The sequence below is a fragment of the Ruegeria sp. BJ6 genome (genome assembly GCF_056537885.1).
Genome location: NZ_JBQFSG010000012.1, coordinates 107,020 through 130,158 on the forward strand (window position 1 = coordinate 107,020; position 23,139 = coordinate 130,158).

At 57.1% G+C, this 23,139-nt stretch carries 18 protein-coding genes; 5 read left to right on the forward strand and 13 right to left on the reverse strand.

Annotation, left to right across the window (positions count from 1 at the left end):
- Positions 1–11: 11 nt before the first annotated feature.
- The 4 genes from ACR0D6_RS20185 to ubiT are packed head-to-tail and all read right to left on the reverse strand — an operon-like array spanning position 12 to position 3,671.
- On the reverse strand, positions 12–1,223 hold the full coding sequence (locus ACR0D6_RS20185) for an NnrS family protein (RefSeq protein ID WP_480766844.1): 1,212 nt from the start codon (positions 1,221–1,223) through the stop codon (positions 12–14).
- Positions 1,224–1,241: 18 nt separating this feature from the next.
- Positions 1,242–2,147: a ubiquinone anaerobic biosynthesis protein UbiV gene (gene ubiV, locus ACR0D6_RS20190; protein ID WP_480766845.1), complete on the reverse strand. Its 906-nt coding sequence runs from the start codon at positions 2,145–2,147 to the stop codon at positions 1,242–1,244.
- A gap of 4 nt (positions 2,148–2,151) precedes the next feature.
- Positions 2,152–3,129 carry a ubiquinone anaerobic biosynthesis protein UbiU gene (gene ubiU / locus ACR0D6_RS20195; RefSeq protein ID WP_480766890.1) on the reverse strand — a complete coding sequence of 326 codons (978 nt, stop codon included), beginning with the start codon at positions 3,127–3,129 and terminating at the stop codon, positions 2,152–2,154.
- The gene (gene ubiT, locus ACR0D6_RS20200) at positions 3,129–3,671 is read right to left on the reverse strand and encodes a ubiquinone anaerobic biosynthesis accessory factor UbiT (RefSeq protein WP_480766846.1); all 543 of its coding nucleotides are present in this window, start codon (positions 3,669–3,671) and stop codon (positions 3,129–3,131) included. The genes ubiU and ubiT overlap by 1 nt, the downstream gene beginning before the upstream one ends.
- Positions 3,672–3,830: 159 nt before the next feature.
- Here ubiT and ACR0D6_RS20205 point away from each other — a divergent pair, with 159 nt between their 5' ends.
- Positions 3,831–5,339: a UbiD family decarboxylase gene (locus tag ACR0D6_RS20205; RefSeq protein ID WP_480766891.1), complete on the forward strand. Its 1,509-nt coding sequence runs from the start codon at positions 3,831–3,833 to the stop codon at positions 5,337–5,339.
- Positions 5,336–5,902: a UbiX family flavin prenyltransferase gene (locus tag ACR0D6_RS20210; RefSeq protein WP_480766847.1), complete on the forward strand. Its 567-nt coding sequence runs from the start codon at positions 5,336–5,338 to the stop codon at positions 5,900–5,902. The genes ACR0D6_RS20205 and ACR0D6_RS20210 overlap by 4 nt, the downstream gene beginning before the upstream one ends.
- A gap of 6 nt (positions 5,903–5,908) precedes the next feature.
- Here ACR0D6_RS20210 and ACR0D6_RS20215 read toward each other — a convergent pair whose 3' ends face one another.
- The gene (locus ACR0D6_RS20215) at positions 5,909–7,213 is read right to left on the reverse strand and encodes a UDP-glucose dehydrogenase family protein (RefSeq protein WP_480766848.1); all 1,305 of its coding nucleotides are present in this window, start codon (positions 7,211–7,213) and stop codon (positions 5,909–5,911) included.
- Between the two features lie 158 nt (positions 7,214–7,371).
- On the opposite strand from ACR0D6_RS20215, the gene gmd reads away from it, so the two are divergent.
- Both gmd and fcl read left to right on the forward strand, forming a co-directional pair.
- Positions 7,372–8,496 carry a GDP-mannose 4,6-dehydratase gene (gene gmd / locus ACR0D6_RS20220; protein WP_480766849.1) on the forward strand — a complete coding sequence of 375 codons (1,125 nt, stop codon included), beginning with the start codon at positions 7,372–7,374 and terminating at the stop codon, positions 8,494–8,496.
- Between the two features lie 11 nt (positions 8,497–8,507).
- On the forward strand, positions 8,508–9,482 hold the full coding sequence (gene fcl, locus ACR0D6_RS20225) for a GDP-L-fucose synthase (protein ID WP_480766850.1): 975 nt from the start codon (positions 8,508–8,510) through the stop codon (positions 9,480–9,482).
- A gap of 34 nt (positions 9,483–9,516) precedes the next feature.
- Here fcl and ACR0D6_RS20230 read toward each other — a convergent pair whose 3' ends face one another.
- Entirely contained in the window at positions 9,517–10,596 is a 1,080-nt protein-coding gene (locus ACR0D6_RS20230) for a DUF2793 domain-containing protein (RefSeq protein ID WP_480766851.1), read from the reverse strand.
- Between the two features lie 224 nt (positions 10,597–10,820).
- Between ACR0D6_RS20230 and ACR0D6_RS20235 the strand changes: the two genes are divergently transcribed.
- The gene (locus ACR0D6_RS20235; RefSeq protein WP_480766852.1) at positions 10,821–13,934 is read left to right on the forward strand and encodes a M10 family metallopeptidase C-terminal domain-containing protein; all 3,114 of its coding nucleotides are present in this window, start codon (positions 10,821–10,823) and stop codon (positions 13,932–13,934) included.
- An 86-nt stretch (positions 13,935–14,020) separates the two neighbouring features.
- Here the strand turns inward: ACR0D6_RS20235 and ACR0D6_RS20240 are convergent, their stop codons facing one another.
- From ACR0D6_RS20240 to ACR0D6_RS20270, 7 genes are all read right to left on the reverse strand, one after another.
- Positions 14,021–15,457 (reverse strand): mannose-1-phosphate guanylyltransferase/mannose-6-phosphate isomerase, encoded by a 1,437-nt coding sequence (locus tag ACR0D6_RS20240; protein WP_480766853.1) that lies wholly within the window; start codon positions 15,455–15,457, stop codon positions 14,021–14,023.
- Positions 15,458–15,529: 72 nt separating this feature from the next.
- A complete protein-coding gene (galU, locus tag ACR0D6_RS20245) occupies positions 15,530–16,423 on the reverse strand; it encodes a UTP--glucose-1-phosphate uridylyltransferase GalU (protein WP_480450429.1) in 894 nt (297 codons plus the stop codon).
- Between the two features lie 408 nt (positions 16,424–16,831).
- On the reverse strand, positions 16,832–18,052 hold the full coding sequence (locus ACR0D6_RS20250) for an aminopeptidase P family protein (RefSeq protein ID WP_480766854.1): 1,221 nt from the start codon (positions 18,050–18,052) through the stop codon (positions 16,832–16,834).
- 162 nt (positions 18,053–18,214) lie between these two features.
- Positions 18,215–19,444, reverse strand: a complete 1,230-nt coding sequence (locus ACR0D6_RS20255) for an ABC transporter permease (protein ID WP_170652825.1) — start codon at positions 19,442–19,444, stop codon at positions 18,215–18,217.
- Positions 19,445–19,450: 6 nt separating this feature from the next.
- On the reverse strand, positions 19,451–20,722 hold the full coding sequence (locus ACR0D6_RS20260; RefSeq protein ID WP_480766855.1) for an ABC transporter permease: 1,272 nt from the start codon (positions 20,720–20,722) through the stop codon (positions 19,451–19,453).
- Positions 20,723–20,820: 98 nt separating this feature from the next.
- The gene (locus tag ACR0D6_RS20265) at positions 20,821–21,912 is read right to left on the reverse strand and encodes an extracellular solute-binding protein (RefSeq protein ID WP_480766856.1); all 1,092 of its coding nucleotides are present in this window, start codon (positions 21,910–21,912) and stop codon (positions 20,821–20,823) included.
- Positions 21,913–22,002: 90 nt separating this feature from the next.
- Complete coding sequence (locus ACR0D6_RS20270) at positions 22,003–23,103, reverse strand: ABC transporter ATP-binding protein (protein WP_170652831.1); 1,101 nt, start codon at positions 23,101–23,103, stop codon at positions 22,003–22,005.
- Positions 23,104–23,139 lie beyond the last annotated feature (36 nt).

A 23,139-nucleotide genomic window follows, 5' to 3' on the forward strand; every position in this document is an offset into this window, starting at 1 on the left:
TCGCACCTGCCTCAGTCGTTTCTGAGATTACCGATCCGGTTCCCGCTTAATACGGGCCGGTTCGGCGGTCCGATCAATGCGGGTATGAATGTGATAGTGAAGGCAAGCCATCCCAGGCACCACATCAGGGCCGAGGCTGAAATCACGGAGCCATAGTGACCTGGAAGTAACGGCGCCGCCAGCCGACAGACCGAGGCCAGCCAGATCAGGGTTGCGCACAGCGCAAAGCCACGGCGAGCCTGCAGGACACCCTTTTCCCGCTTTGCTGCGGCGCGGGCGGTGATCGCCATGATCAGACAACCCATCGCGCCAACCGTGATGGCGTGCAACGCAGCTGCGGTGGAAAGGGCACTTGGGGCCATCACGGCAACTGCAATCAGCGACAACCCGAATGGCAACCAGAGAAATGCAGCATTCAGCGCAGTCAGAAGCGGGTTCGTCAGTGTTTCCCACTGGAACCATGTTTGCAACCTTCGAACCAGAATGCCTGCGGCCAACAACAAGGCCAAGCCGCCGAACATCCCCGCATTCACGAGATAAGACACAGTCCCTATGGCGATGCAAAATACTGCAACCCACGGAGCTGGCGATGTGCCATCCCCCTTTTGGTCATGCACAGCCAGCATCCAGTTTCGGCTAAAAGCAGGGATTGCCTTGACGCCAATCACCGCTATCAACATCGAAAACAACAATATCGTAGCTCCGGCCACCTGACTGGCCTGCGCGTATGCACCGCTGACAGACGAAATGAGAAGCAGAGCATCGCAGACACCCAACGCCAGAACGACGGCAACAAACCCGGCCTTTCGACCTTCTTTCGCAGAAATGATCGCCCGTGCCAGAATTGCCGCGAGAAACAGAAAGTAGCCCAGGCCCGGCAACAGAACCGCCCAGACTGGCAGTTGGCCGCCGTTGGCACAGACCAATCGAGAAAGGCACCAAAGCAGCAAAAGCAACTGCAACGGCCTGCCCTGCAACGGGCGGCTTCCGGTCCATGAGGGCAGTGCAGTCAGCATGTAACCACCCACGGCAGCTCCGCCAAAACCGAACAGCAGTTCGTGTGCGTGCCACAGCGCCGGAGTGCCAAGTGATGGGGCGTTCCAGCCGAACTCCGCACCCAACGGCCAGATCAGAACGACGGTGACGGCGCAAAGGAAGGCCGCAGGAAAAAGCGGCCTGTAGGGCATCGCCCAGAAAGACCTGAACCCACAGGCGAATTGCATCGCTATTTCCGCAGCAAATTACGCAGGTGCAGACCGATCAGACCATTCAACACCGCTGGTACCTAACAGAAAACCGTTGCTCAGCCGGATGCCGGGCGTTTGATCCTGAACGGCTTGGGACACTGCGCCGGGACCCACGGCCCCACTGACACGCTGTCGGTAAATCTCGCAGAGGCTTCCAAACCCCGAGGATTGCGGTGACAAACGCAGTGCGGATACCCCTGCATCGCACAGTGCTTCAATCTGATAATCGACGCAGGCATAGCTGTCCGACAGGGTTTGCACCCCGTTCATCGATAGAAAAGGCTGGTCGTCCATCGTGCGGACGTCGAGGCCATCGAGGTCCTCTTCGCAGGCAAACTGGCAGTTATCCTTGGTCCGCCCGTGCCTGCGTGCGTGATAGCATCGCCCGGAGATAGCCAAGGGCACACGCCCGTGTCCCCAAACCTCGATTGCGACACCGTGTTCTTGCCCTGCACGCGTTAGGACACAAACCGAAGCTAGGGGAAGCTCTGGCGGCAGGCAGATACGGGTCGCGCCGCGCCCAGCAAGCCAACGCAGAGTGCTTTCGTTATAAACATTGACCAAGGGGCCAACCGAAAAGGCGGTGTCTTCTGGCAGATAGGCAATTGCCGTCAGGTCGTTAACCTCGATCTCCACTCCCATTTCGGCCAGTTCCGCAGTGATCTTGCGCTCGCGTTTCAACGTAATCAGCGCAAGGCTGGTCAGGGCAACCTGTTTTCCGGCCGACAGCAGGGTCGAAATTGCGCCGGGAATACGGTCCTGAAAAAAGGGCAGGCGTTTCGAACACACCAATTCGCCCAGAACCACGCGATCGACGGGGGCTGTGGCAAGATCGTCGTAAAATACTGCCCATTGGTCGGCTTTCCAGAAATACTGAACGGGGCCTGCGGTCAGTTCCATGCCATCACCTCCAGGTTTTTCGATAAGCGCCCGTGGTTGTCGCCTGACCTTCGGATAGCGACGCCAGCAACCCCTCGGGCACGGGCTGGCCCTTGTCGTGCGCGTCCACGGCCGCGCGAAAATTGCGCACGACTTGCGCGACATAAGCCTTGGATCTTTGCCGCCCCTCGATTTTGAGTGCCGTGACACCTGCCTTAGACAACTGCGGGATCAGCCGTTCAGCATTTAGGCTCACCGGGTCTTCGAACAGGTGTCCGGTCTTGCCACCGGCGCTGAAACAGCCTTTGCAAAGAGTCGGGTAGGGTACCGGCTCGTCCTGTCCGACACGATGGATCGTAAAGCCGTTCAGCCGGGCATCCAGTTTTCCGGCGCTTTCGCGGTATTCCACATGACTGGCCGGTGAGCACACGCCGTTCATGTTTGGCGATTTACCTGTCGCATAAGAAGAAAGTGAACAGCGCCCTTCGGCCATCACGCATAGGCCGCCGAAAACAAAAACTTCGGTTTCCACATCCGTCTCGGCATTGATGGCAGCGATTTCGGGCACGGACAGGACACGCGGCAGCACGACACGTCGGATGCCAAACTCGGTGGCGCAGAAGTTGATTATATCGGCATTTGCCGCCGCTGCCTGTACGGACATATGGCGCCTTAGGGCCGGGTGGTTTCGTGCGGCGTAATCCAGCAGCCCCAGATCAGCCAGAATAACGGCATCTGCCCCTGCAGCAGCAGCATCACCGATTGCCTGATGCCAGATATGTTCGGCACCAGCTCGCGGAAAGGTGTTGATCGCCACCAGAACCTTGGCCCCATGCGCATGCGCAAATGCAACGCCGTCGCGCATTTCAGCCCGGTCAAAGTTCAGACCGGGAAAGTTTCGGGCGTTGGTTTCATCCGCAAAACCACAATAGACGGTATGAGCCCCGGCTTTGACTGCAGCGCGCAACGCCGCAGGTGTTCCGGCGGGGCAGACGATTTCCATTACCATGCCAACGCCTCCTCTGGCCGGGACAGGCATAGCCCGGCTCGGCGTTCAGCCAGCCCGACCAGTTGCCGCAACGCGGGAGAGAACGGACCAGATATGCGTGTCAGTTCCTCCGACAAATCAATCTCGCTGTCGTCGATCGCATTGCGCAGGGCAAGTACGGCGGCGGTGTCGCCTTCGATCACCAGATCGCGAGAGAAAAACAGCGCATCACCGTCAACCGCGCCATGCAGTAGGCCCAGCAGCACGGACAACGCCCCCGCGATCCTTGCATCGCCTTGCCCATGCCCGCGCAACGCCCGAACGTTTGGGCGGCCACCCTGCGGTTCCAAACTGATGACAAAGGGCAGGTCGGTGGGGTCCAGAATAAACCGCGCATGCGCGTGCTCGCCCAGACGTCGAAACAACGAAGGGTGTCTGCCCGCGACGGCTCTGGAGAACTTTGTGAGTGTTATGGAAAGCGGCACAAGCGGGGCTACCCGCAAGGCGCGTTGCAGCGGCGCGGGGCACGTTGGAAACGCCGATGGGAAGTGATCCAAGGATTGTTCCTTTTCTGCCTTGGCGGTCAACAGGTTCAGCGCGGCCTTTCTAGAAGCGTGAATCCAAACGCGAATTGACGAACGTCAATTTCGTTCCACGAACCTGCTGTTAGGCGCGAACCAGAGGCCGCAATGACAAGGCCCTGCAGGAGAAGACCCATTCGCGACTACCCTTCCTTTCCCAGCCTGCGCCGCTTTCTCGACTGGTGCCGTGACTCCGGGCAGTTCAGCCCAATTCCGCAACCGGTGCCTGTCGCGCACAGGATGACAGCGGTGCACAAGGCTGTACTGGAAGGCGGGGGGCCGGTTCTGCAGTTTGACCACCCGACCGGGGCAGATGGGGCCAGTTTCGACATTCCGGTTGTAACCAATCTGTTCGGACACCCGGATCGCGTTGCTGCGGGATTGGGGGTGGCCCCGGAAAACCTTGGCGCGCTGGGTTACTTCCTGTCTGAGCTTCGGGCGCCTACGCCGCCGGACGGAATGAGAGATGCACTGGCGCGCTGGCCATTGCTGCGGGCAGCGCTCAGCACACGGCCAAAGGTTTGCCGCAGTGCCCCGGTTCAACAGATAACGCATGAAGGCGAGGCCGCAGATCTGTCCGCACTGCCTGTTCAGACCCACTGGCCGGGCGATGCCGGTCCCCTGATCACATGGCCAGTGGTCCTGACGCGGCCATTCGGATCGGAACCGGATGAAACCGCACGCTACAATGCCGGGGTCTATCGTGCTCAGGTTCTGGATCAAAACCGCCTGATCATGCGATGGCTGCCGCACCGGGGTGGGGCGGCGCATCATCGCAGCTGGTCTGCAAAGGGTCAGGCCACGCCCGTTGCGGTTGTCCTTGGTGCTGATCCCGGAATGCTGCTGGCCGCGGCTCTGCCCCTGCCGGAAACCGTGTCTGAGCTGACCTTTTCCGGTGTGCTCAGCGGCACGCGTCCACGACTGGTCAGGGCAAAGACAATACCTCTGATGGTTCCCGCCGAAGCCGAGATCGTAATCGAAGGCTGGGTGTCAGCAACGGAAACAGCCCCCGAAGGGCCTTTTGGCGACCACACCGGCTATTACAACCCGGCTGAGCCGTTCCCGGTCATGAATGTTACCGCCGTGACGCATCGTGAAAATCCGTTGTACCTTTCGACCTATACCGGACGCCCGCCGGATGAGCCGGCTATCATCGGTGAGGTTTTCAACCGGCTTGCACTGCCGACGATCCGTGCGCAGATTCCCGACATACTGGATGTCTGGCTGCCTCCTGCAGCATGTTCGTATCGTATGGCCGTTGTTAGCATCGACAAACGCTATCCTGGTCAGGCGCGGCGGGTCATGATGGCGCTTTGGGGGATGTTGCCGCAATTCAGTTACACCAAATCCATAATCGTTGTGGACGACGATATTGAAGTCAGAAGCTGGGACGACATCGCATGGGCGATCGCAACCCGCATGGACCCGGCGCGGGATGTGATGATGATGCAGAACACACCCATCGACTATCTCGACTTTGCGTCCGTGCAACCCGGGCTGACCGGAAAAATGGGGTTCGACGCGACACGCAAGATCGGTGCGGAAACAACCCGTGAATGGGGGGAAGTCATGACAACGGATCCAGCAGACACCGCATTTGCGGCTGAACTTCTACGTGATCATTTGCCGGGTCTGGTCTCATGAACGGGAAACGTGTGGTACTGGGATTGTCCGGCGCTTCGGGCGCAGTTCTAGGTATATCGGTTGCAAGGCAACTGAGTGATCTGGGTGCCGAGATTGATCTGGTCATCAGTGCGGCGGCAGAGCGCACCATTGCTGCCGAATGTGGTCCGGATGCAATGGACAAGCTAAGCTCGTTCGCGACACGGGTTCATCCAGCCGAAGACATCGGTGCCTCTATCGCTTCGGGCTCGGTGCCAGTTGCGGGTATGATCGTGGCCCCTTGTTCAATGCGCAGTCTGGCCGCCATTGCTCATGGGCTGGATGACAACCTGCTGACCCGCGCCGCGTCGGTTCAACTGAAAGAACGCCGCCGAGTGGTGTTGCTGGCGCGAGAGGCGCCTTTGACGCTGGCGCATCTTCGGAACATGACCGCTGCTACCGAACTGGGGGCAATCATCCTGCCACCGGTTCCGGCCTTTTACCTGCTGCCCCAATCTGTGCCTGAAATCATAGATCAGATTGCAGCACGGGCGATTGATCTGTTGGGCATTGGACAACCCATGGCCCGTCAGTGGGATGGCTAGGTTCGATCAGCGCCCCACGCCCACATATTTTTCAAAGCCCGAATTCATTGCCCGCTTTTCGGAATAAATGTTACGCAAATCCACCATGCGCGGGGTCTTCATTCCTCTGGCGATATCTTCAAGATTCAGGGCGCGGAATTCGTTCCATTCAGTCAGCAAAACAACTACATCGGCGCCTGCAGCTGCCTTGTAGGGGTCATCCACCCATTGAACGCCAGGCAACAACGCCTCTCCTTCGGCACGGCCCTGCGGGTCCACAACCCGAACCTGGGCGCCGCCTCCAATCAGTGCCGGTACGATTGTCACGGACGGGGCGTCGCGCATATCGTCGGTGTTCGGTTTGAAGGTGACACCCAGAACCGCAACCGTCTTGCCGTTGAAGTTGTCGTCGCAAGCGTCGCGAATTTTGTCGACCATCCGGCTCTTGACGCCGTCGTTCACCCGGATGACGGTTTCAGTGATCTGCATCGGATAGGCATGTTCCTGCCCGATACGCGCCAGCGCCGCGGTATCCTTGGGAAAGCAGGACCCGCCATAACCTGGCCCTGCATGCAGGAATTTATTACCGATGCGGCCATCCAGACCGATGCCGCGCGCCACCTCCTTGACGTCGCCTCCAACACGTTCACACAGGCCCGCAATTTCATTGATGAATGTGATCTTGGTCGCAAGAAATGCATTGGCCGCGTATTTGATCATTTCAGCGGATTCCAGATCGGTCGTCAGAATCGGAAAATCACGCAGATAAAGCGGGCGATAGATTTCTGCCATCACCTCGGCCGCGCGGTCCGACTCGACACCGACAACCACGCGGTCGGGGCGCATGAAGTCGTCTATTGCCGCGCCTTCGCGCAGAAATTCGGGGTTGGAGGCAACGTCGAATTCCGCGTCTGGATTAGCCTCGGCCACAACCTGCTGCACCTTACGATTGGTGCCGACAGGGACCGTGGATTTCGTGATGATCACCGTGTAACCGGAAATGGCATGCGCAATCTCTTCGGCAGCGGCCATCACATAGGTCAGGTCTGCGTGACCGTCACCGCGGCGGGTCGGCGTGCCCACCGCAATAAAAACGGCATCAGCCCCGCGCACTGCGGAGGCCAGATCAGTGGTAAAATTCAGGCGCCCGGCAGCGACGTTCTTGGCCATCAACGTATCAAGGCCGGGCTCATAGATAGGAACCTTCCCGGCCTGCAACATCTCGATCTTGGCGACTGCTTTGTCGACGCAGGTCACGTCATGTCCGAAATCGGAAAAACACACCCCTGACACCAGGCCCACATAGCCGGTGCCGATCATCGCAATTCGCATTATCCGAAACCCTTCTTACTCAATTACCGCCGATGGCGGCCCTACATTTGAAGAATCCGCCGCCGGATTCAATGCCTGTAATCAGCGTCCGCTTGCATTCCCTTCGATCTTGAGGTTTTTGGGGCGACAAACAAGAACGTGAATTTGGTGGGGCTTTAATGACCAAAACAGCTTTGATTACCGGAATTACAGGTCAGGACGGATCGTATCTGGCCGAGTTTCTATTGGCCAAAGGCTACGAAGTGCATGGAATCAAACGCCGCGCCTCGTCTTTCAACACACAGCGGATCGATCACATTTATCAGGACCCGCACGAACCAAACCCGAAGTTGCGGCTGCATTATGGCGATCTAAGCGACACTTCGAACCTGACGCGAATCATTCAGGAGGTGCAGCCGGACGAGGTTTACAACCTCGGCGCGCAGTCCCACGTGGCCGTCAGCTTTGAATCGCCGGAATACACGGCGGACGTGGATGCCCTTGGCACCCTGCGCCTGCTTGAGGCAATCAGGTTCCTCGGGCTGGAAAAGAAAACACGCTTTTACCAGGCATCGACATCCGAACTTTACGGTTTGGTTCAGGAAATCCCGCAGCGCGAAAGCACGCCGTTTTATCCGCGCAGCCCCTATGCGGTGGCCAAGCTTTATTCCTACTGGATCACCGTCAACTACCGTGAGGCCTATGGCATGTATGCCTGCAACGGCATCCTGTTCAATCACGAAAGCCCGCGCCGCGGCGAGACCTTTGTGACCCGCAAGATCACGCGGGGCCTGGCGAATATCGCGCAAGGCCTGGAAGACTGCCTGTATATGGGCAACATCGACAGTCTGCGTGATTGGGGCCATGCCAAGGACTATGTGCGGATGCAGTGGATGATGCTGCAGCAGGACAACCCCGAAGACTTCGTGATCGCGACCGGTAAACAATATTCCGTCCGCCAGTTCATCGCTTGGTCGGCGGCTGAGCTGGGCGTCACTCTGGAATTCTCGGGCGAAGGCGTGGATGAAATCGCAACCGTTTCCGCGATCGAGGGCGAAAATGCCCCTGCGCTGAAGGTCGGTGATGTCATTGTCCGTATCGATCCACAGTATTTCCGCCCAGCCGAAGTGGAGACCCTGTTGGGCGATCCCACGAATGCAAAACAGAAACTGGGCTGGGAGCCGGAACTGACCGTCCAGCAGATGTGCGAAGAAATGGTCTCCGAAGATCTGAAAACGGCCAAACGTCATGCACTGCTAAAAGAGCACGGGTATGAATTGCCGGTCAGCCTGGAAAACGGCTGAGGAGTAGGCTTATGCGTAAGATCTATGTCGCCGGTCACCGGGGTATGGTAGGCGGTGCGATCCTGCGCCGCCTTCAGGATCGCAAAGAGGCGGGGGAGTCGCTGGAACTTGTTACACGAACCCACGCGGAACTTGATCTGACGGATCAGTCCGCCGTTCGAACCTTTATGGAAACCGAACGCCCCGATGTCGTGATACTTGCCGCCGCAAAAGTGGGCGGCATTCACGCCAACAACACATATCCAGCTGATTTTATTTATGAAAACCTGATGATCGAGTGCAATGTGATTCATCAGGCTTTTGCTTCAGGCGTCAAGCAACTGTTGCAACTGGGCAGTTCCTGCATCTATCCCCGAGCGGTTCCGCAGCCAATGCGCGAAGATGCGCTGCTGACCGGGGTTCTGGAACCCACCAATGAGCCGTATGCCGTGGCCAAGATTGCAGGTATCAAGCTGTGCGAAAGCTACAATCGCCAGCACGGTGTCGACTATCGCTCGGTCATGCCCACGAACCTCTACGGGCCGGGTGACAATTTCCACCCTGAGAACTCGCATGTTCTGCCCGCGCTGATCCGCCGGTTCCACGAGGCGGCCCGGGACGGTCTGGATGAGGTTGTGATCTGGGGAACTGGAAAGCCACGGCGCGAATTCCTGCACGTGGACGACATGGCCGAAGCCTCTCTGTTTGTGCTGGACTTGCCGCGAGAGGACTACGAGGCGAACACGCAACCTATGTTGAGCCACATCAACGTCGGTTGTGGTTCAGACGTGTCGATTGCCGAATTGGCCGCGCTGGTGGCGAAGGTCACTGGTTTTTCGGGCAAGATAACCCAGGATACCAGCAAACCTGACGGCACAATGCGCAAATTGATGGACGTTTCACGGCTTGCTGACATGGGCTGGACCGCGCGGATTGAACTGGAAGGCGGCATTCGCGAAACCTACGATTGGTTCCTCAAACAATCCGACGCGGACATTCGGGTTTAAGGGCCGCCCGGCAAACCTGCCGGACGGCCATCCATCAAAACCAGCGTCCGACAGCAATCATGACGGGTGCCGGTGTGGATGTATCGGAGCTTGCCGACATCACCTGATAGGTCACCTGAGTGTCTGATGCTGTGCCGCAGCCAACAAAACGCTGCGGCGCGCCGCCGTTTCCACTGACGGCGGGGGTGCTGCCGGCGACGAATGCGGCCGGGAAATCCCACGTCATGACCGCGCCGGTGTCGAACAGCGCGCCTTGCGCGTTCGTACAACTCACTCCGGCTAGCGTTGCCGAGCAAATCTGGGTTCCGTCGGCAAATCTTACGAACTCTCCGTTTGCGGTGCTGCCGCGTTCGATGACGGCACCCGTGGGTGCACCGGCATTTTCAGAAACCGTGCCCACCAGATTGCCAGGTCCGTACCCGTAATCCGCCCGCATCAGTCTGCCGGGTGTGGTATCGTCAGCGCTAATCTGCACGGCTGCGCCGCTGGCTGTTCCCGTGGCCGGATCGATGGCCAGCGCTTCAGTCCACGATCCGCCATTCGGCGAAACCTTGATGGTAAACCCTGTTCCCCCGGTCAGCCCCATTTCCGCGTGACCGGTCCAGTTTGACTGGAACAGAAGAGACGCGGTGTCTCCTGCGCTCGCCTTGTTGATTTTCAACTGATGCCCGGCCCCGTCGTGAGACAAGAGCGTTGCCGGTGCACGCACCGACAAGCGGTTGTTTTGATCATGGCTGGTCGCAATGCCGACACCATCGAGGTTCTGAAGCTCAACAGGCGGCTTGACCCACGCTGAGCCGTCCCAGACCACAAGCTGGCTTGCGAAAGCATCCCATGCCCGCCATCCCGCGCGGGCAGAGAAAAAGTGCCATGTGTCGTCCAGCCAAGCCGCAAGCTTACCCGCCTGACCTACCCAGTCTCCGGTCGGATTGGTCCCCAGGCTGTGAATATCCCCTTCGGCAGGAGAGACCGGCGGTGTCATCGCATTGGTAGACGCCAAACTCAATTGAACGACAAGGTCCAGTTTGCGCAGTGCCTCATTGTGGGTGACGTGTTTTTGCGCCTGTGAAGGTTGCAAAAAGGGCAGGGCCAAAAGCGGCGAGATCTGTGGCATCGGAATCTCCTGTCGATGTTGTCCGGCAATTCGAATTGCGCGCAACCCTGCGACCGAACCAGTAAATCTCATCCGAGCAGCCCGAGCTCTCAGTTGATTTTTTGTTTACCGTAATTTCTCGAATTGGAAACAAACGCCACAATTGAGCCCATTTGTAGACCCAGCCGCGACCTTCACCGCCTGCAACATGGTTTGTGGAGTGGAAACAAAATTGTGGTGGGGCCATGAAACCGGTGTTTCAGGGGCGTCTGACGGCAGGTCAGGCTGTTCTGGATTTAGATTTGCGTGATCTTCAGATAATTGACGGGCCGTCGGGGCCGATCCTTTACGCGGCAACAGGTCAGAACGGGGGCATCAGTGCCTTTGACGTGAACGAGGGTGCTCTGGCATCGTCGCTTCCTGGAAAGGTGTTCTTTTCACCGGCGGATGTTGGGCTGGGTGTCGGTACGCTGGTCGACGCCGATACAGGGACCGGGCCAAAGCTGTTGCTTGGATCGGGGCCAGGGCACAGTTTGATCGGATACGACCTGCATGCGAATGGCGGATTTGGCAGCAAAGCCGAAACCGGGCTGCCGAGCGGCTCGGGCGGAACTATCAGCGGAGTGGCAACGGCATATCTGACGGATGGTCGGATGGCCCATTACGTACTGGATGCGAATTCGGGAAAACTTGGCAGCTACGTAGAAAACGCCAACGGCGGATTGGATGCGATCGCAGATGCACAAATAGACGCGCTTGAAACGCAGAAGGGCGCAAGCATTCACGACGTGCAGTCGGGCGGTTCGCGCTACGTCGTGGTGGCAGGAAGTGGCTGGGCAGGCCCGGGCAGTGTCACCAGCTACCGTGTCGATCCGGCGACCGGCGCTTTGGAACAGCGTGACATCAGCGGGGCTGTTGACGGATTGGGAATAAACACGCCAACCACAATGGCAACCGTCAGTGCGAATGGGACCGCCTGGGTCGTCGTCGGCGATGGCGCTGCTCAATCCCTCAGCGTTCTGCGATTGGGCGCAGATGGCAGCCTGACACCGACCGACTACTTGTTGGACACGCAGGAAACGCGTTTTGGCAATGTTCAATCTGTTGCGATGCTGGAAACAGACGGCAGGATTTTTGTTGTCGCCGGCGGAGGGGATGACGGATTTACCCTATTCACCCTTCTGCCCAACGGCCATTTGCTGCAGCTTGCGACGCTTGCACAAGCACCCGGGCGCGGCCTGCGGGACGTCACGGCATTGGAAATTGTCCGCGTCGGCGACGAATTGCAGATATTTGCTGCAGGTGAGGGCGCCCCCGGAATTTCCCAGTTCCGTGTATCGTTGAAGGATCTTGGGCAGGTAAAGCACGATCAGGATCCTGAGGCCCAGACCGTTATCGGAACAGGCGGCGATGATTTGATCGTTGCGACCGGCGAAACTTCCTCTGCCGGGGCGCGTGACCGGCTTGAAGGCGGAGCGGGGGATGACATTCTGGTTTCCGGAGGCGACGGCAGCGACATGCATGGCGGTACAGGGGCCGATGTATTCGTTGTGACCGAAGGCCAGCATCACATACTGGATTTCAATCCAGCCAAAGACGCCCTGGACGTTAGTGGATTGCCGTACCTTTACAGTCCCTTGCAACTTGATCACGAGGTAAAGCCGGATGGGATTGTACTGCGTCACAACGGAACCGAGATCCGGATTACATCTGCGGATGCCAGCCCACTGACATTGGCCGATCTTTGGCCGGGTAACCGTTTTGACACCGCGAACCATTTTCCTGTTGGTTCACAGGCTCCGGGTGCACCAATCAATGTATCCGGCAGCGACAACGCGGACACGATTGAAGGTACTTGGGCGAACGAGATTTTCACGCTTGGTGCCGGCTCGGACGCGTTTGTCCTGATGTCCAATTCGGGCGCGGACACGATCACCGACTTCAACCCTACCGAAGATCGCCTGGATTTTTCGAAACTGGACGCTGTTCAACAGGCCGCTCTGACGTCTGTTCAGGTCGGCTCCACACGGATCATAACGTTTGGGGACAGCTCCACTCTGAAACTGACGGGTGTTGATGTGAACTCAGCACCGCAAGGGACGGCATCCGTGAGCGGGTGGCTTGGCACAGGCCAATCTCTCCAAGCAAAGACCGTGGGCATACAGGATGCAGATGGCATTGGAACCGCGTTCACCTATCAGTGGTTACGCAATGGGGTGGAGATTTCCGGAGCGACAGCAGCCAGCTATCGATTGAAGGACTCGGACGCGGGTGCTCAGTTTTCCGTCCGTGTAAATTACATGGACGGGCTGGGAACATGGGAATCCGTCCAGAGCCAGAAAACAGGCTCAGTTTCCGCCGCATGGCGGGGAAACAATTTGAACAACGTCATGCAAGGCAAATCCTCTGTTGATTTTATCGAAGCGCTAGGTGGGAACGATGTGGTTTTTGGCAATAAAGGGAACGACGCGATCTTTGGCGGTTACGGAAATGACAAGCTCTATGGCCAGTGGGGCCAGGATTACATGGTAGGAGGTCGTGGTAATGACAGGCTTCTGGGCGGTCAGGGCGCTGATCGGCTTGATGGGGGTGACGATCACGATTTTCTTTCCGGTGAAGATGGCAACGATGAGTTGTTTGGAGGGTCGGGGAACGACGTTCTTCATGGCGGCATCATGCACGATACTCTTGATGGTCAGCGCGGCAACGACAGTCTGAACGGTTGGTATGGGTCAGACATACTCAGAGGGGGTGATGGGCACGATAAGCTATATGGGTCGTTCGGTGTCGATCAGCTGTTTGGTGACGCTGGCAATGATCTGCTGCAGGGAGGTGGTGGAAACGACAAGCTTTGGGGTGGCAGGGGCGATGACATTCTGAAGGGCGGACCTGCGAATGACCTTTTGTATGGGGAACAAGACAACGACGAACTTCGGGGGGGGAACGGGGACGACTCGCTTTGGGGTGGTGAAGGCCGTGACAGATTGTTCGGACAGGGAGGGAACGACCAGTTATTTGGTGATCACGGTGATGATTTTCTTGCGGGAAAATCTGGGGTGGACACTCTGTGGGGCGGCAGCGGTAACGATATTCTTATTGGTGGGCTGGGTGACGACATTCTTCACGGAGGGAGTGGCGCCGACGAATTTCGCTTTGTCGGGAACCACATGAACGACACGATCAGCGATTTTGAGCCGGGGCAAGACACGATTTCGCTGGTAGGTCTGGCCAAGTCATACGACGCCCTGACGATTGAAGCGCGTGAGGGCGACGCATTCATTACTCTCGGCACGGGGATCATTCATCTTGTGGGCGTAGCCCCCGATCAGTTGAGCGCCGACGATTTTCTTTTTCTGTAGAAATATAAAAACCCCGCAATGCCATACGGCAATTCGGGGTTTTTGAGTGGGCTATTACAATCGCCCGCTTCTTTTTAGGCCGTGCATCAGCTACGGGCGTAAACGTCTTCGTAGCGGATAATGTCATCCTCACCCAGATACGAACCGGTCTGAACCTCAATCAGTACCATAGGAACCTTGCCCGGGTTTTCCATCCGGTGAACTGCGCCGAGCGGAATATAGACCGACTGATTTTCCGAGATGAGGGTAACTTTATCGTCCACGGTAACCTTTGCGGTTCCTTCAACTACGATCCAATGCTCGGAACGGTGATGGTGCGATTGCAGGCTCAGGGACGCGCCGGGGTGAACATGGATGCGCTTGACCTGAAAACGGTCGCCAATCACCAGACTTTCAAACCAACCCCAGGGCCGGTGATCGACGGGCAACGCTTCGGCCTGTTTCGCCCCTTTGGCTTTCAACGCGGCCACCGCCTGTTTGACGTCTTGTGCCTTGTCCATGCTGGCCACAAGAACCGCATCGGGCATCGCCACTGTAATTACGTTTTCCAGCCCCATCGCGACAACCTCTTGTGCGGGCGTCTCAGAACGCACAAGAACGTTTTTGCAGTCAATGGCAGTCACTTCGCCGGTTGTTGCGACACCGTTTTCATCGGGTTCACTCAGTTCCTGAACTGCTTGCCAGTTGCCCAGATCAGACCACCCGGCAGAGTATGGGACAACGCTGAGATTGCTGGCTTTTTCCATAACCGCGTAGTCGATCGAGATGTCTTCGACCTGGTCCCAGGCTTTTGGGTCCAGTCGCAGGAAACCCAGATCAATCTGGGCATCTTCGACGGCCTTCTGAACGGGCGCCAGCAGCTGTGGGGCGTGCTTTTCGAAGGCGGCCAGAATATCGCGCACTGAAAACAGGAAAATCCCCGAATTCCACAGGTAGCTGCCATCTTTCAGCATGGACTTTGCGGTTTCCAGATCCGGTTTTTCCACAAATCGGTTCAGTGGAACCGTCGCACCTGAGCCATCTGGCTTTTGTGCAAGATTCAGATAACCGTAACCCGTTTCAGGGCTGGTCGGTGTAATGCCAAACGTGATCAGATCACCATTGGCCTGAATCGCACGAACGCCTTCTGCGATGGCCTCGTGGAAAGCACCTGTGTCCGGGACCACATGGTCTGACGGTGCCACCAGCATGATGGCTTCAGGGTCTTTCTTCGCCAGATGCAACGCGGCGGCCAGAACCGCCGGTGCGGTGTTGCGGCCATCCGGTTCAATCATAATCGGGCCGGGGTCCATCCCGATCGAGGCCAGTTGTTCGGTGACGATGAACCGAAAAGCCTGATTGGTCAGCACCATGGGGGCGGCATAGGGCGCACCCGCCGGGCCTCGCATCCGCTCGGCACAAGCCTGTAACAGCGTCTCGTTTCCTACCAGTGGAACAAATTGCTTGGGATAGCTTTTTCTGGACAACGGCCACAGCCGCGTGCCGGAGCCGCCACAGAGAATGATAGGATGAACAGTTGTCATAATGCCCGTGCTTCTAGACCAATTGAGGGGGAGGGGCCGCTGAGAAGCCCCTAAGACTGGATCGCAGTTTTGTCACTGCGCGGCATGTTCGGCAAGGGTCAGATCCTGCAAATAACTGGACAAGTCAGCGCGCAGGTCGTCACGCGCCAGCGCAAACGCCACGGTTGCCTGCAAAAACCCTGCCTTTGACCCGCAGTCAAATCGTTGCCCGTTAAACCGGTAGCCATAAACCGGAACACCACCTGCGATGTCATCCGCAATGGCATCGGTCAGCTGAATCTCTCCACCGCTTCCGGTTTTCATCTGGTTGAGATTGTTCAAAACCGTCGGGCTCAGAACGTATCGTCCGATAACGGCAAGATTCGAAGGTGCCTTGTCAGCCTCGGGCTTTTCAACCATGCCCCGAGCAGACACAACCGCGCCCATGTCTTCGGCAACGTCCAGAACACCATACGCGCTTGTTTTTTCGGCGGAAACCTCCATCGCGGCAACCATGTTGCCACCGGTTTCAGCATATGCTTCGATCATTTGCTGCAAGCATGGCTTTTCGGCAGCGATCACATCGTCCGGCAGAATGACTGCAAATGGTTCATCACCGATCAGGCGGCGCGCGCACCAAACTGCATGCCCAAGCCCCAGCGCCTTATGCTGGCGGATATAGGCGATGGCACCGCTTTCCATGTTGGTCGCTTCAAGAACTTCCAGAAGGTCGTCCTTGCCTTTTTTCTTGAGCTCCTGCTCAAGAGTCAGGTTGTGATCAAAATAGTCCTCCAGCGCGGACTTTCCGCGTGAGGTTACAAAAATAAATTCCTTGATCCCTGCCGCGCGGGCCTCGTCGATGGCGTACTGTACCAGAGGACGGTCAACAAGGGTCATGATCTCTTTGGGAACAGATTTTGTTGCTGGCAAAAATCGGGTGCCTAACCCAGCAACCGGGAAAATTGCTTTGGTCACCTTACGCGTCATAATACCTCACAGAATCTTAGCAAACCGGAGCAGCCGGGTGTCCCTCATATGCGGAACGCTGCGATCTATCAATGTTAACTGCACTTTACACATCAACTTCGCCGAATTCTGCCACTCAGCCACATTGAGGGCAAGTTGATAGGTTTCAATGACTGTGGCTGCAAGTTCCGAAGACCAGCCGCATCATCTTGAAATCGTGTAGAAAGGGGACAAGAAAAGCGCCAAACTTACTGTTTCTGATAAAGATGGAATTACCTCCACGGCGACTGATTGTCCTTGCGCGACGTTGACCGATGTCGCCTGTGGTGCGTCAAGCACGTTTCATCACGCGGAATCGTGATCGACTTGAAAATACAAATGCGCCGGAGCCAGTTTTGGCCCCGACACTTCAGTCTCGAATGCTTTGTGTTATGCGCTGATGATGTTGTGGGCAGGCCCGTAAGGAAAGCCCGTGATATTTTCAGCGCCATCTTCCCCCACGACCAGAATATCGTGCTCGCGGTAGCCACCGGCGCCGGGTTGACCCTCGGGGACCCAAAGCATGGGTTCAATCGAAACCACCATCCCGGGTTCCAGAACCGTGTCGATATCCTCACGCAACTCCAGACCTGCTTCGCGCCCATAATAGTGGCTCAGTACGCCAAACGAATGACCGTATCCGAACGACCGGTATTGCAGCAGACCCTCATCGGCAAAGAACCTGTTGATTTCGGCGGTGATGCCCGAGCAGGTCGCGCCGGGCCGGATCAAGCTGAGGCCAAGCTCATGCGCGGCGACATTTGCCTCCCACAGCTTAAGCGATGCCGAGTCAGGTTCGCCCAGAAACAGGGTCCGTTCGAGCGCGGTGTAATAGCCGGAGATCATCGGGAACGTATTGAGAGACAGGATGTCACCCTTTTGCAGGGCCCTGCTGGTCACCGGGTTATGTGCACCATCCGTATTGATCCCGGATTGGAACCAGACCCAGGTATCCCGATACTCTGCACCCGGATGCGCGCGGGCAATTTCGGCCTCCATCGCGTCACGACCGGCCATCGCAACTTCGATCTCGGTCACACCTTCACGGATTGCGGCATGAATTGCGGCTCCGCCAACGTCTGCAGTATGTGCGCCGCTTTTGATCAGAGTGATCTCTTCGTCGGACTTAACCAGTCGGGCGGACATTGTTTCTGCTGCGATATCGACCAGTTCCGGGCCTCCAAGCATATCCAGTGCCACATCGCGGGACGCCAGCGTCATGTGATCGCCTTCGATACCGACACGCTTTGCACCCCCGATCAACGAGGCAACGGCTCGCCAGTAGTTGTTCCGCTTCCAGTCGGTATAGATCACGTTCTCACCCACCGAGCGCCGCCAGGGCTGACCGGCGTCAATATTTGCCGAAACGGTTGTAACCGCATCCTGGGTAACGACGCAGCCATAGGGGCGGCCGAATGCGCAATACAGAAAGCCGGTGTAATACGCGATGTTGTGCATCGACGTCAGCAAGACAGCGGGAATGTCGCGCGCCGCCATGATTGAGCGCAGCATGCTCAAGCGGCGATTGTATTCAGCTTCGCTGAACTGCAGTGGCGCTTTTGACCCGTTGTGACAGGTGAAAAATTCGGGGCGATTGGATAGGTCAGTCATTTCGGTCTCCGTTCAATGCCGAACGGAATCCGCCCGGCCACGAAGTCCCGGCGTTCAGGACAATGCGGCCTCGGCACTCGAGGACCGTGCAAGCCGGAATTTCCGCGACGCCATCGCGGCCGGTCCGCACGGTGAAATGGCTAGATCAAGAAAAGCGACACGTCAAGACGGAGACATGCCCCGCAATCGCTCCGAACGCCTGCGCAACAGTTCAACGGTCGTCAAAAGCGCGATCGAGATCACGACAAGGATCGTCGCAACGGCCAGGATCGTCGGGCTGATTTGTTCGCGCAGACCGGTAAACATCTGCCATGGCAGGGTTTTCTGGCTTGCGGAGCCTACGAACAGGACCACCACCACTTCGTCAAATGAAGTGATGAAGGCAAACAGTCCGCCAGAAATAACACCCGGCAGAATCAGCGGCATCTGCACCCGGAAAAAGGTTGTCACCGGATCAGCGCCCATATTCGCCGCAGCGCGGGTCAACGAGCGGTCGAACCCAACAAGGGTGGCCGTAACCGTGATGATCACAAAGGGAATGCCCAAAACGGCGTGGGCCAGAACAACTTTGATATAGCCGACAAAGTTCTTGGGCAGGCCAAGTGTTCCTTCCAGCCAGTTGCCAATGGAGGAGTAGAAAAAGAACATGCCCGTGGCCGAGATGATCAATGGCACGATCATTGGCGAAATCAGAATTGCCATGATCGCGCGTCGGCCCGGCACGTGGCTTTGACTAAGCCCAATTGCTGCCAGCGTGCCAAGTGACACGGAGATTATCGTGGCAATTGGTGCGATGATCAGCGAGTTTTTGAAACTGCGTTGCCATTCGTTGTTGGTGAAGAAATCGCGGTAATGCTTGAGTGAATACCCTTCGGGATCAAAACGCAGCATTTCCGGGGTAAAGGTAAAGAAGTCCTGAGCGTTGAAGCTGAGAGGCAGAACAACAAGAATCGGCGTGATCAGGAAGATGAAGATTGCGCCGCAGATCGCCCGGAAACCGTAATGCCACAACACTTGATTTGACGTAAGATACGGTGGCAGCCCGTGACGATAGTGGCGATAGTGCACCCAGAATACCAGTTGCGCGGCAATAACACCGCCAATAATTCCGAACAGCGCGCCGCCCAGACTGCCCACAGCCAAACCGATCAGAGCACCCAATAGGGCGCTGACGATCTTGGCGGGTCTGGCTGAGTCGAACAGTGCGATGACCGAATAGGCGTAGCCAATTGCCAGTGCAGCACCAGCCGCTACGGTCAGCAGGAATTCTGAGAAATCAGATGCGGTCGATACACCGGCCACAAAGCTGACCGCTGCAACGACAAGACCTACCAATGACAGCGTGAAGGACAGCGAAACCGGAACTTTGATATCAGAAAGATCGTTTGCCATATTCACTTAACCCAGCTTCACGTTGTCGATGCCGACGATCTTGTCGTAGGCCCAGTAGAGGATCAGAACCACCGCAAGAAGGATCGTTCCAAGCGCAGCCGCCAGTCCCCAGTTAAGCGAGGACGAGATGTGATAGGCGATCCGGTTCGAGATGAAGACGCCTTTGGTGCCGCCGACGATTTCGGGCGTGATGTAGTAACCGATGGCAAGAATGAACACGAGGATCGAGCCGGCACCGATGCCGGGCACGGTCTGGGGGAAGTAAATCCGCCAGAACGCGGTCCAGTTTGTGGCCCCCAGCGATTTCGCGGCTCGCAGATAAGTGGGCGGAATGGTCTGCATCACGGAATACATCGGCAGGATCATGAAGGGCAGCAGGATGTGAGTCATCGCGATGATTGTGCCCAACTGGTTGTTGATCATCACCAGACGCGCATCATCGGCTACCAGCCCCAGCCAAACCAGCACATCATTGATGACGCCCTGTTGTTGCAGCATCACCTTCCAGGCTGACGTCCGAACCAGCAGCGAAGTCCAAAATGGCAGCAGTACAAGGATCATCAGAACGTTTGCCTTACGTGCCGGCAGGTTCGCAAGTATCCAGGCCACGGGATACCCTAGGATGACACATGACAGCGTAATCACCAGCGACATGATCAACGTCCGCCCAAAGAGCTTTACGAGGATCTGCTTGCTTTCCGGTTGTGCCTGCGCCCCTTCGGGCGTGCGGCGCATGTCGACAGCGTTAAGGAAGTAGCCATTGGTCAAGGGGACGGAATGTGTCTTGATCGTTCGCCATGTATCCGGATCTCCCCAGTCCTTGTCGATATCGATCAGCGTTTCCTTGAACGGTCCGTCCGTTGCAGGATCCAACCGTCTGATCTTGCGACCCGATTTGCGGAACAGCGACGACATCCCCGTCTGCTCATAGTTCAAGCGGGTTCCCAGTCGGGTATGCTCTTTGGCTTCGATCGCCACCACCATGTCGTTGACGAACGCGTCAAAGACCTGTTCATCCGGCAACTGTCCGCTATTGGCGTCCCATTCCTGCAAAGCTTCGACGGTCAGGGGCAGCGTGTCGGAGACGATGTTGTTTTCAACCGACCGGAACAACATCGACGCAATCGGTATGATGAAGGACAAGAGCACAAACAGCAAAAGCGGCGCGATCAAAGCCAGAGCCCTTAACCTTTGATTACGCAAAGATCGTTGCAGGCTTCGCTTTAGCGGTGTGCCATCAGCTGCCAGCACCGGGCCGGATTGTGTCTCGTCGCTCATCTTCGTCCCCGTCTGTGACGTGTTTATTGGTCAAAAAGTGACTAACGAATGCCTGTAGAGAAGAGGGCCAGATGGCCCCCTTCGGTAGTGCGTTTCGCTTATTGCGCCAGCCACGCCTGGAATTTGGCGTCGATGTCGTCGCGGTAATCCGCCCAGAACTCGTAGTTATAAAGGAACGTGTTCTTGGCGTTTTCCGGATCGGTCGGCATATGCGGAGCCATGTCGATGCCAAGATCGGCATGCTGACCAACCAGCGGTGCCGACGAGGCACGTGCTGGGCCGTACGAGATGTACTTGGCCTGATCCGCCAGACGCTGAGTGTCGGTCGCGAACATGATGTAATCCAGCGCACGTTGCTTACGCTCATCGCTCAGGCCCGCCGGGATGATCCAGCCATCCAGATCGAACACCTGTGCGTCCCACAGCATGGCCACGGGTTGGTTCTGTTCTTCGATGACCGAGAACAGACGTCCGTTATAGGTCGAACCCATCACGACCTCGCCATCAGCCAAAAGCTGCGGTGTGTCGGCACCGGCATTCCACCAAACGACGTTGTCCTTGATGGTGCCCAGCTTGGCAAGCGCCTGATCCTGACCTTCTTCGGTGGCAAGCACGTCATAGACGTCTTCCTTGGCAACGCCGTCACACAGCAGCGCCCATTCCATGTTGTTGATCGGGCGCTTTTCCAGCGAGCGCTTGCCGGGATAGTTTTCCAGATCGAAGACATCGCAAATGTTGGACGGCGGAGTGTCGCCAACCAGATCAGTGCGATAGCCGAAGGTGGTCGAATAGACGATCTGTGGAATGAAGCATTCCGAAACCAGCAGGTCACCAAAATCGTCTGCAGCAGATGTGCCGTCAGGCGCCGGGGCCAGCATCGTGTCGGGATCGATTTCCATGGCCAGACCTTCGTCGCACAGGCGAATGGCGTCAGCCGCCACAACATCGACCACATCCCAGGTGATGTTGTTGGCCTCGTTCATCGCGCGCAGTTTGGCAACGGCTTCGGCCGAGCTGTCGTCGTTGATGATCGTGACGCCGGTCTTCTCTGAATAGGGCTCGTGATACGCCTTAAGCTGCGACTTGGAATACGCGCCACCCCATGACACGATGGTCATTTCCTGAGCGGCCGCCGACCCGGCTGCTGTCGTAGCGGCCAGAACGGCGAGAATCTTTGTCGTTGATTTCATTTTTTTCTCCCAGTTGGTTTACCCGAGTTTTTTTATGCGAGACCGGAGCGGGTTTTGGTCACCGGTCTCGTATTGTTGTTTGCTGATTCGTCAGGCGTCCAGCGCCCGACAATCCTGCGGCAGCCAGCCAATTTCGATGATCTGGCCTTCTTTGAGTCTAACCGCATCCGGTGCATTTCGTGTCTTCACGATGAAGTCATCATTTCCGGCTACAGAAAGACGGAAACGGAAAATGTCACCCATATAGATGAATTCCTTGACTTCAGCCTTCAGCATATGTGCGTCGGCGTGCAGCCTGTCCTTGTTGAATTCCACACGCTCCGGGCGGATCGAAACCTTGGTCCGTTCGCCGACCTCCGACACGTTGACCGGTTTGGCGTCGATCTCTTCGCCATCATCCAGCTGGATGACGCACCTGTCCCCATCAATGGAGCTGACGGTTCCGGTTAGCGTGTTGTTCTCGCCGATAAACTGCGCCACGAAACTGTTTTCGGGCTCTTCATACAGCTGGTCAGGTGGGGCGATCTGCTGAATGCGACCATCGTCGAACACGGCAACCCTGTCTGACATGGTAAGGGCTTCGGTCTGGTCATGCGTCACATACACAGTCGTGATGCCCAGGTTATGCGCCAGGCGCGTGATCTCGAACTGCATATGCTCGCGCAACTGCTTGTCCAGTGCGCCCAAAGGCTCGTCCATCAGCACGAGCTCAGGTTCAAAAACCAGCGCTCGGGCCAAGGCAATCCGTTGCTGCTGGCCACCCGAAAGCTGCGCCGGGCGTCTTCCGCCGAACTCACCCATCTGAACCATATCCAATGCGCGTTTGACCTTGTCTTCACGATCGGACTTGCCGATTTTCCGAACCTCCAGCGGAAACGAGAGGTTCTCGGCTACTGTCATATGCGGGAACAGTGCATAGTTCTGGAACACCATCCCGATGCCACGTTTGTGTGGCGGGATGTTGTTGATCGGTTGCCCGTCTAGCAGAATTTCCCCGTGAGTGGCGGTTTCGAAACCCGCAAGCATCATCAGACAGGTTGTTTTTCCGGACCCCGAAGGGCCAAGCATTGTCAGAAACTCTCCTCTTGGTAAGGACAGGTTCAGGTCCTTCACCACCAGAGTTTCACCATCGTATGATTTCTGTACGCGTTCGAATCTAACGAACGCATTGTCGTTTGCCGTATCGGCCACGTGATCTCCCCGTCTAATGTTCCTGTGGCAGGTTGA

Bases quoted from the DNA above. Each gene is read 5' to 3' on its own strand.
- ACR0D6_RS20235 (WP_480766852.1), top strand. From the start codon at position 10,821: ATGAAACCGGTGTTTCAGGGGCGTCTGACGGCAGGTCAGGCTGTTCTG.
- ACR0D6_RS20215 (WP_480766848.1), bottom strand. From the start codon at position 7,213: ATGCGAATTGCGATGATCGGCACCGGCTATGTGGGCCTGGTGTCAGGG.
- ACR0D6_RS20255 (WP_170652825.1), bottom strand. From the start codon at position 19,444: ATGGCAAACGATCTTTCTGATATCAAAGTTCCGGTTTCGCTGTCCTTC.
- ACR0D6_RS20240 (WP_480766853.1), bottom strand. From the start codon at position 15,457: ATGACAACTGTTCATCCTATCATTCTCTGTGGCGGCTCCGGCACGCGG.
- gmd (WP_480766849.1), top strand. From the start codon at position 7,372: ATGACCAAAACAGCTTTGATTACCGGAATTACAGGTCAGGACGGATCG.
- galU (WP_480450429.1), bottom strand. From the start codon at position 16,423: ATGACGCGTAAGGTGACCAAAGCAATTTTCCCGGTTGCTGGGTTAGGC.
- ACR0D6_RS20185 (WP_480766844.1), bottom strand. From the start codon at position 1,223: ATGCAATTCGCCTGTGGGTTCAGGTCTTTCTGGGCGATGCCCTACAGG.
- ACR0D6_RS20230 (WP_480766851.1), bottom strand. From the start codon at position 10,596: ATGCCACAGATCTCGCCGCTTTTGGCCCTGCCCTTTTTGCAACCTTCA.
- ACR0D6_RS20265 (WP_480766856.1), bottom strand. From the start codon at position 21,912: ATGAAATCAACGACAAAGATTCTCGCCGTTCTGGCCGCTACGACAGCA.
- ACR0D6_RS20210 (WP_480766847.1), top strand. From the start codon at position 5,336: ATGAACGGGAAACGTGTGGTACTGGGATTGTCCGGCGCTTCGGGCGCA.
- ACR0D6_RS20250 (WP_480766854.1), bottom strand. From the start codon at position 18,052: ATGACTGACCTATCCAATCGCCCCGAATTTTTCACCTGTCACAACGGG.
- fcl (WP_480766850.1), top strand. From the start codon at position 8,508: ATGCGTAAGATCTATGTCGCCGGTCACCGGGGTATGGTAGGCGGTGCG.
- ubiV (WP_480766845.1), bottom strand. From the start codon at position 2,147: ATGGAACTGACCGCAGGCCCCGTTCAGTATTTCTGGAAAGCCGACCAA.
- ACR0D6_RS20260 (WP_480766855.1), bottom strand. From the start codon at position 20,722: ATGAGCGACGAGACACAATCCGGCCCGGTGCTGGCAGCTGATGGCACA.
- ubiU (WP_480766890.1), bottom strand. From the start codon at position 3,129: ATGGAAATCGTCTGCCCCGCCGGAACACCTGCGGCGTTGCGCGCTGCA.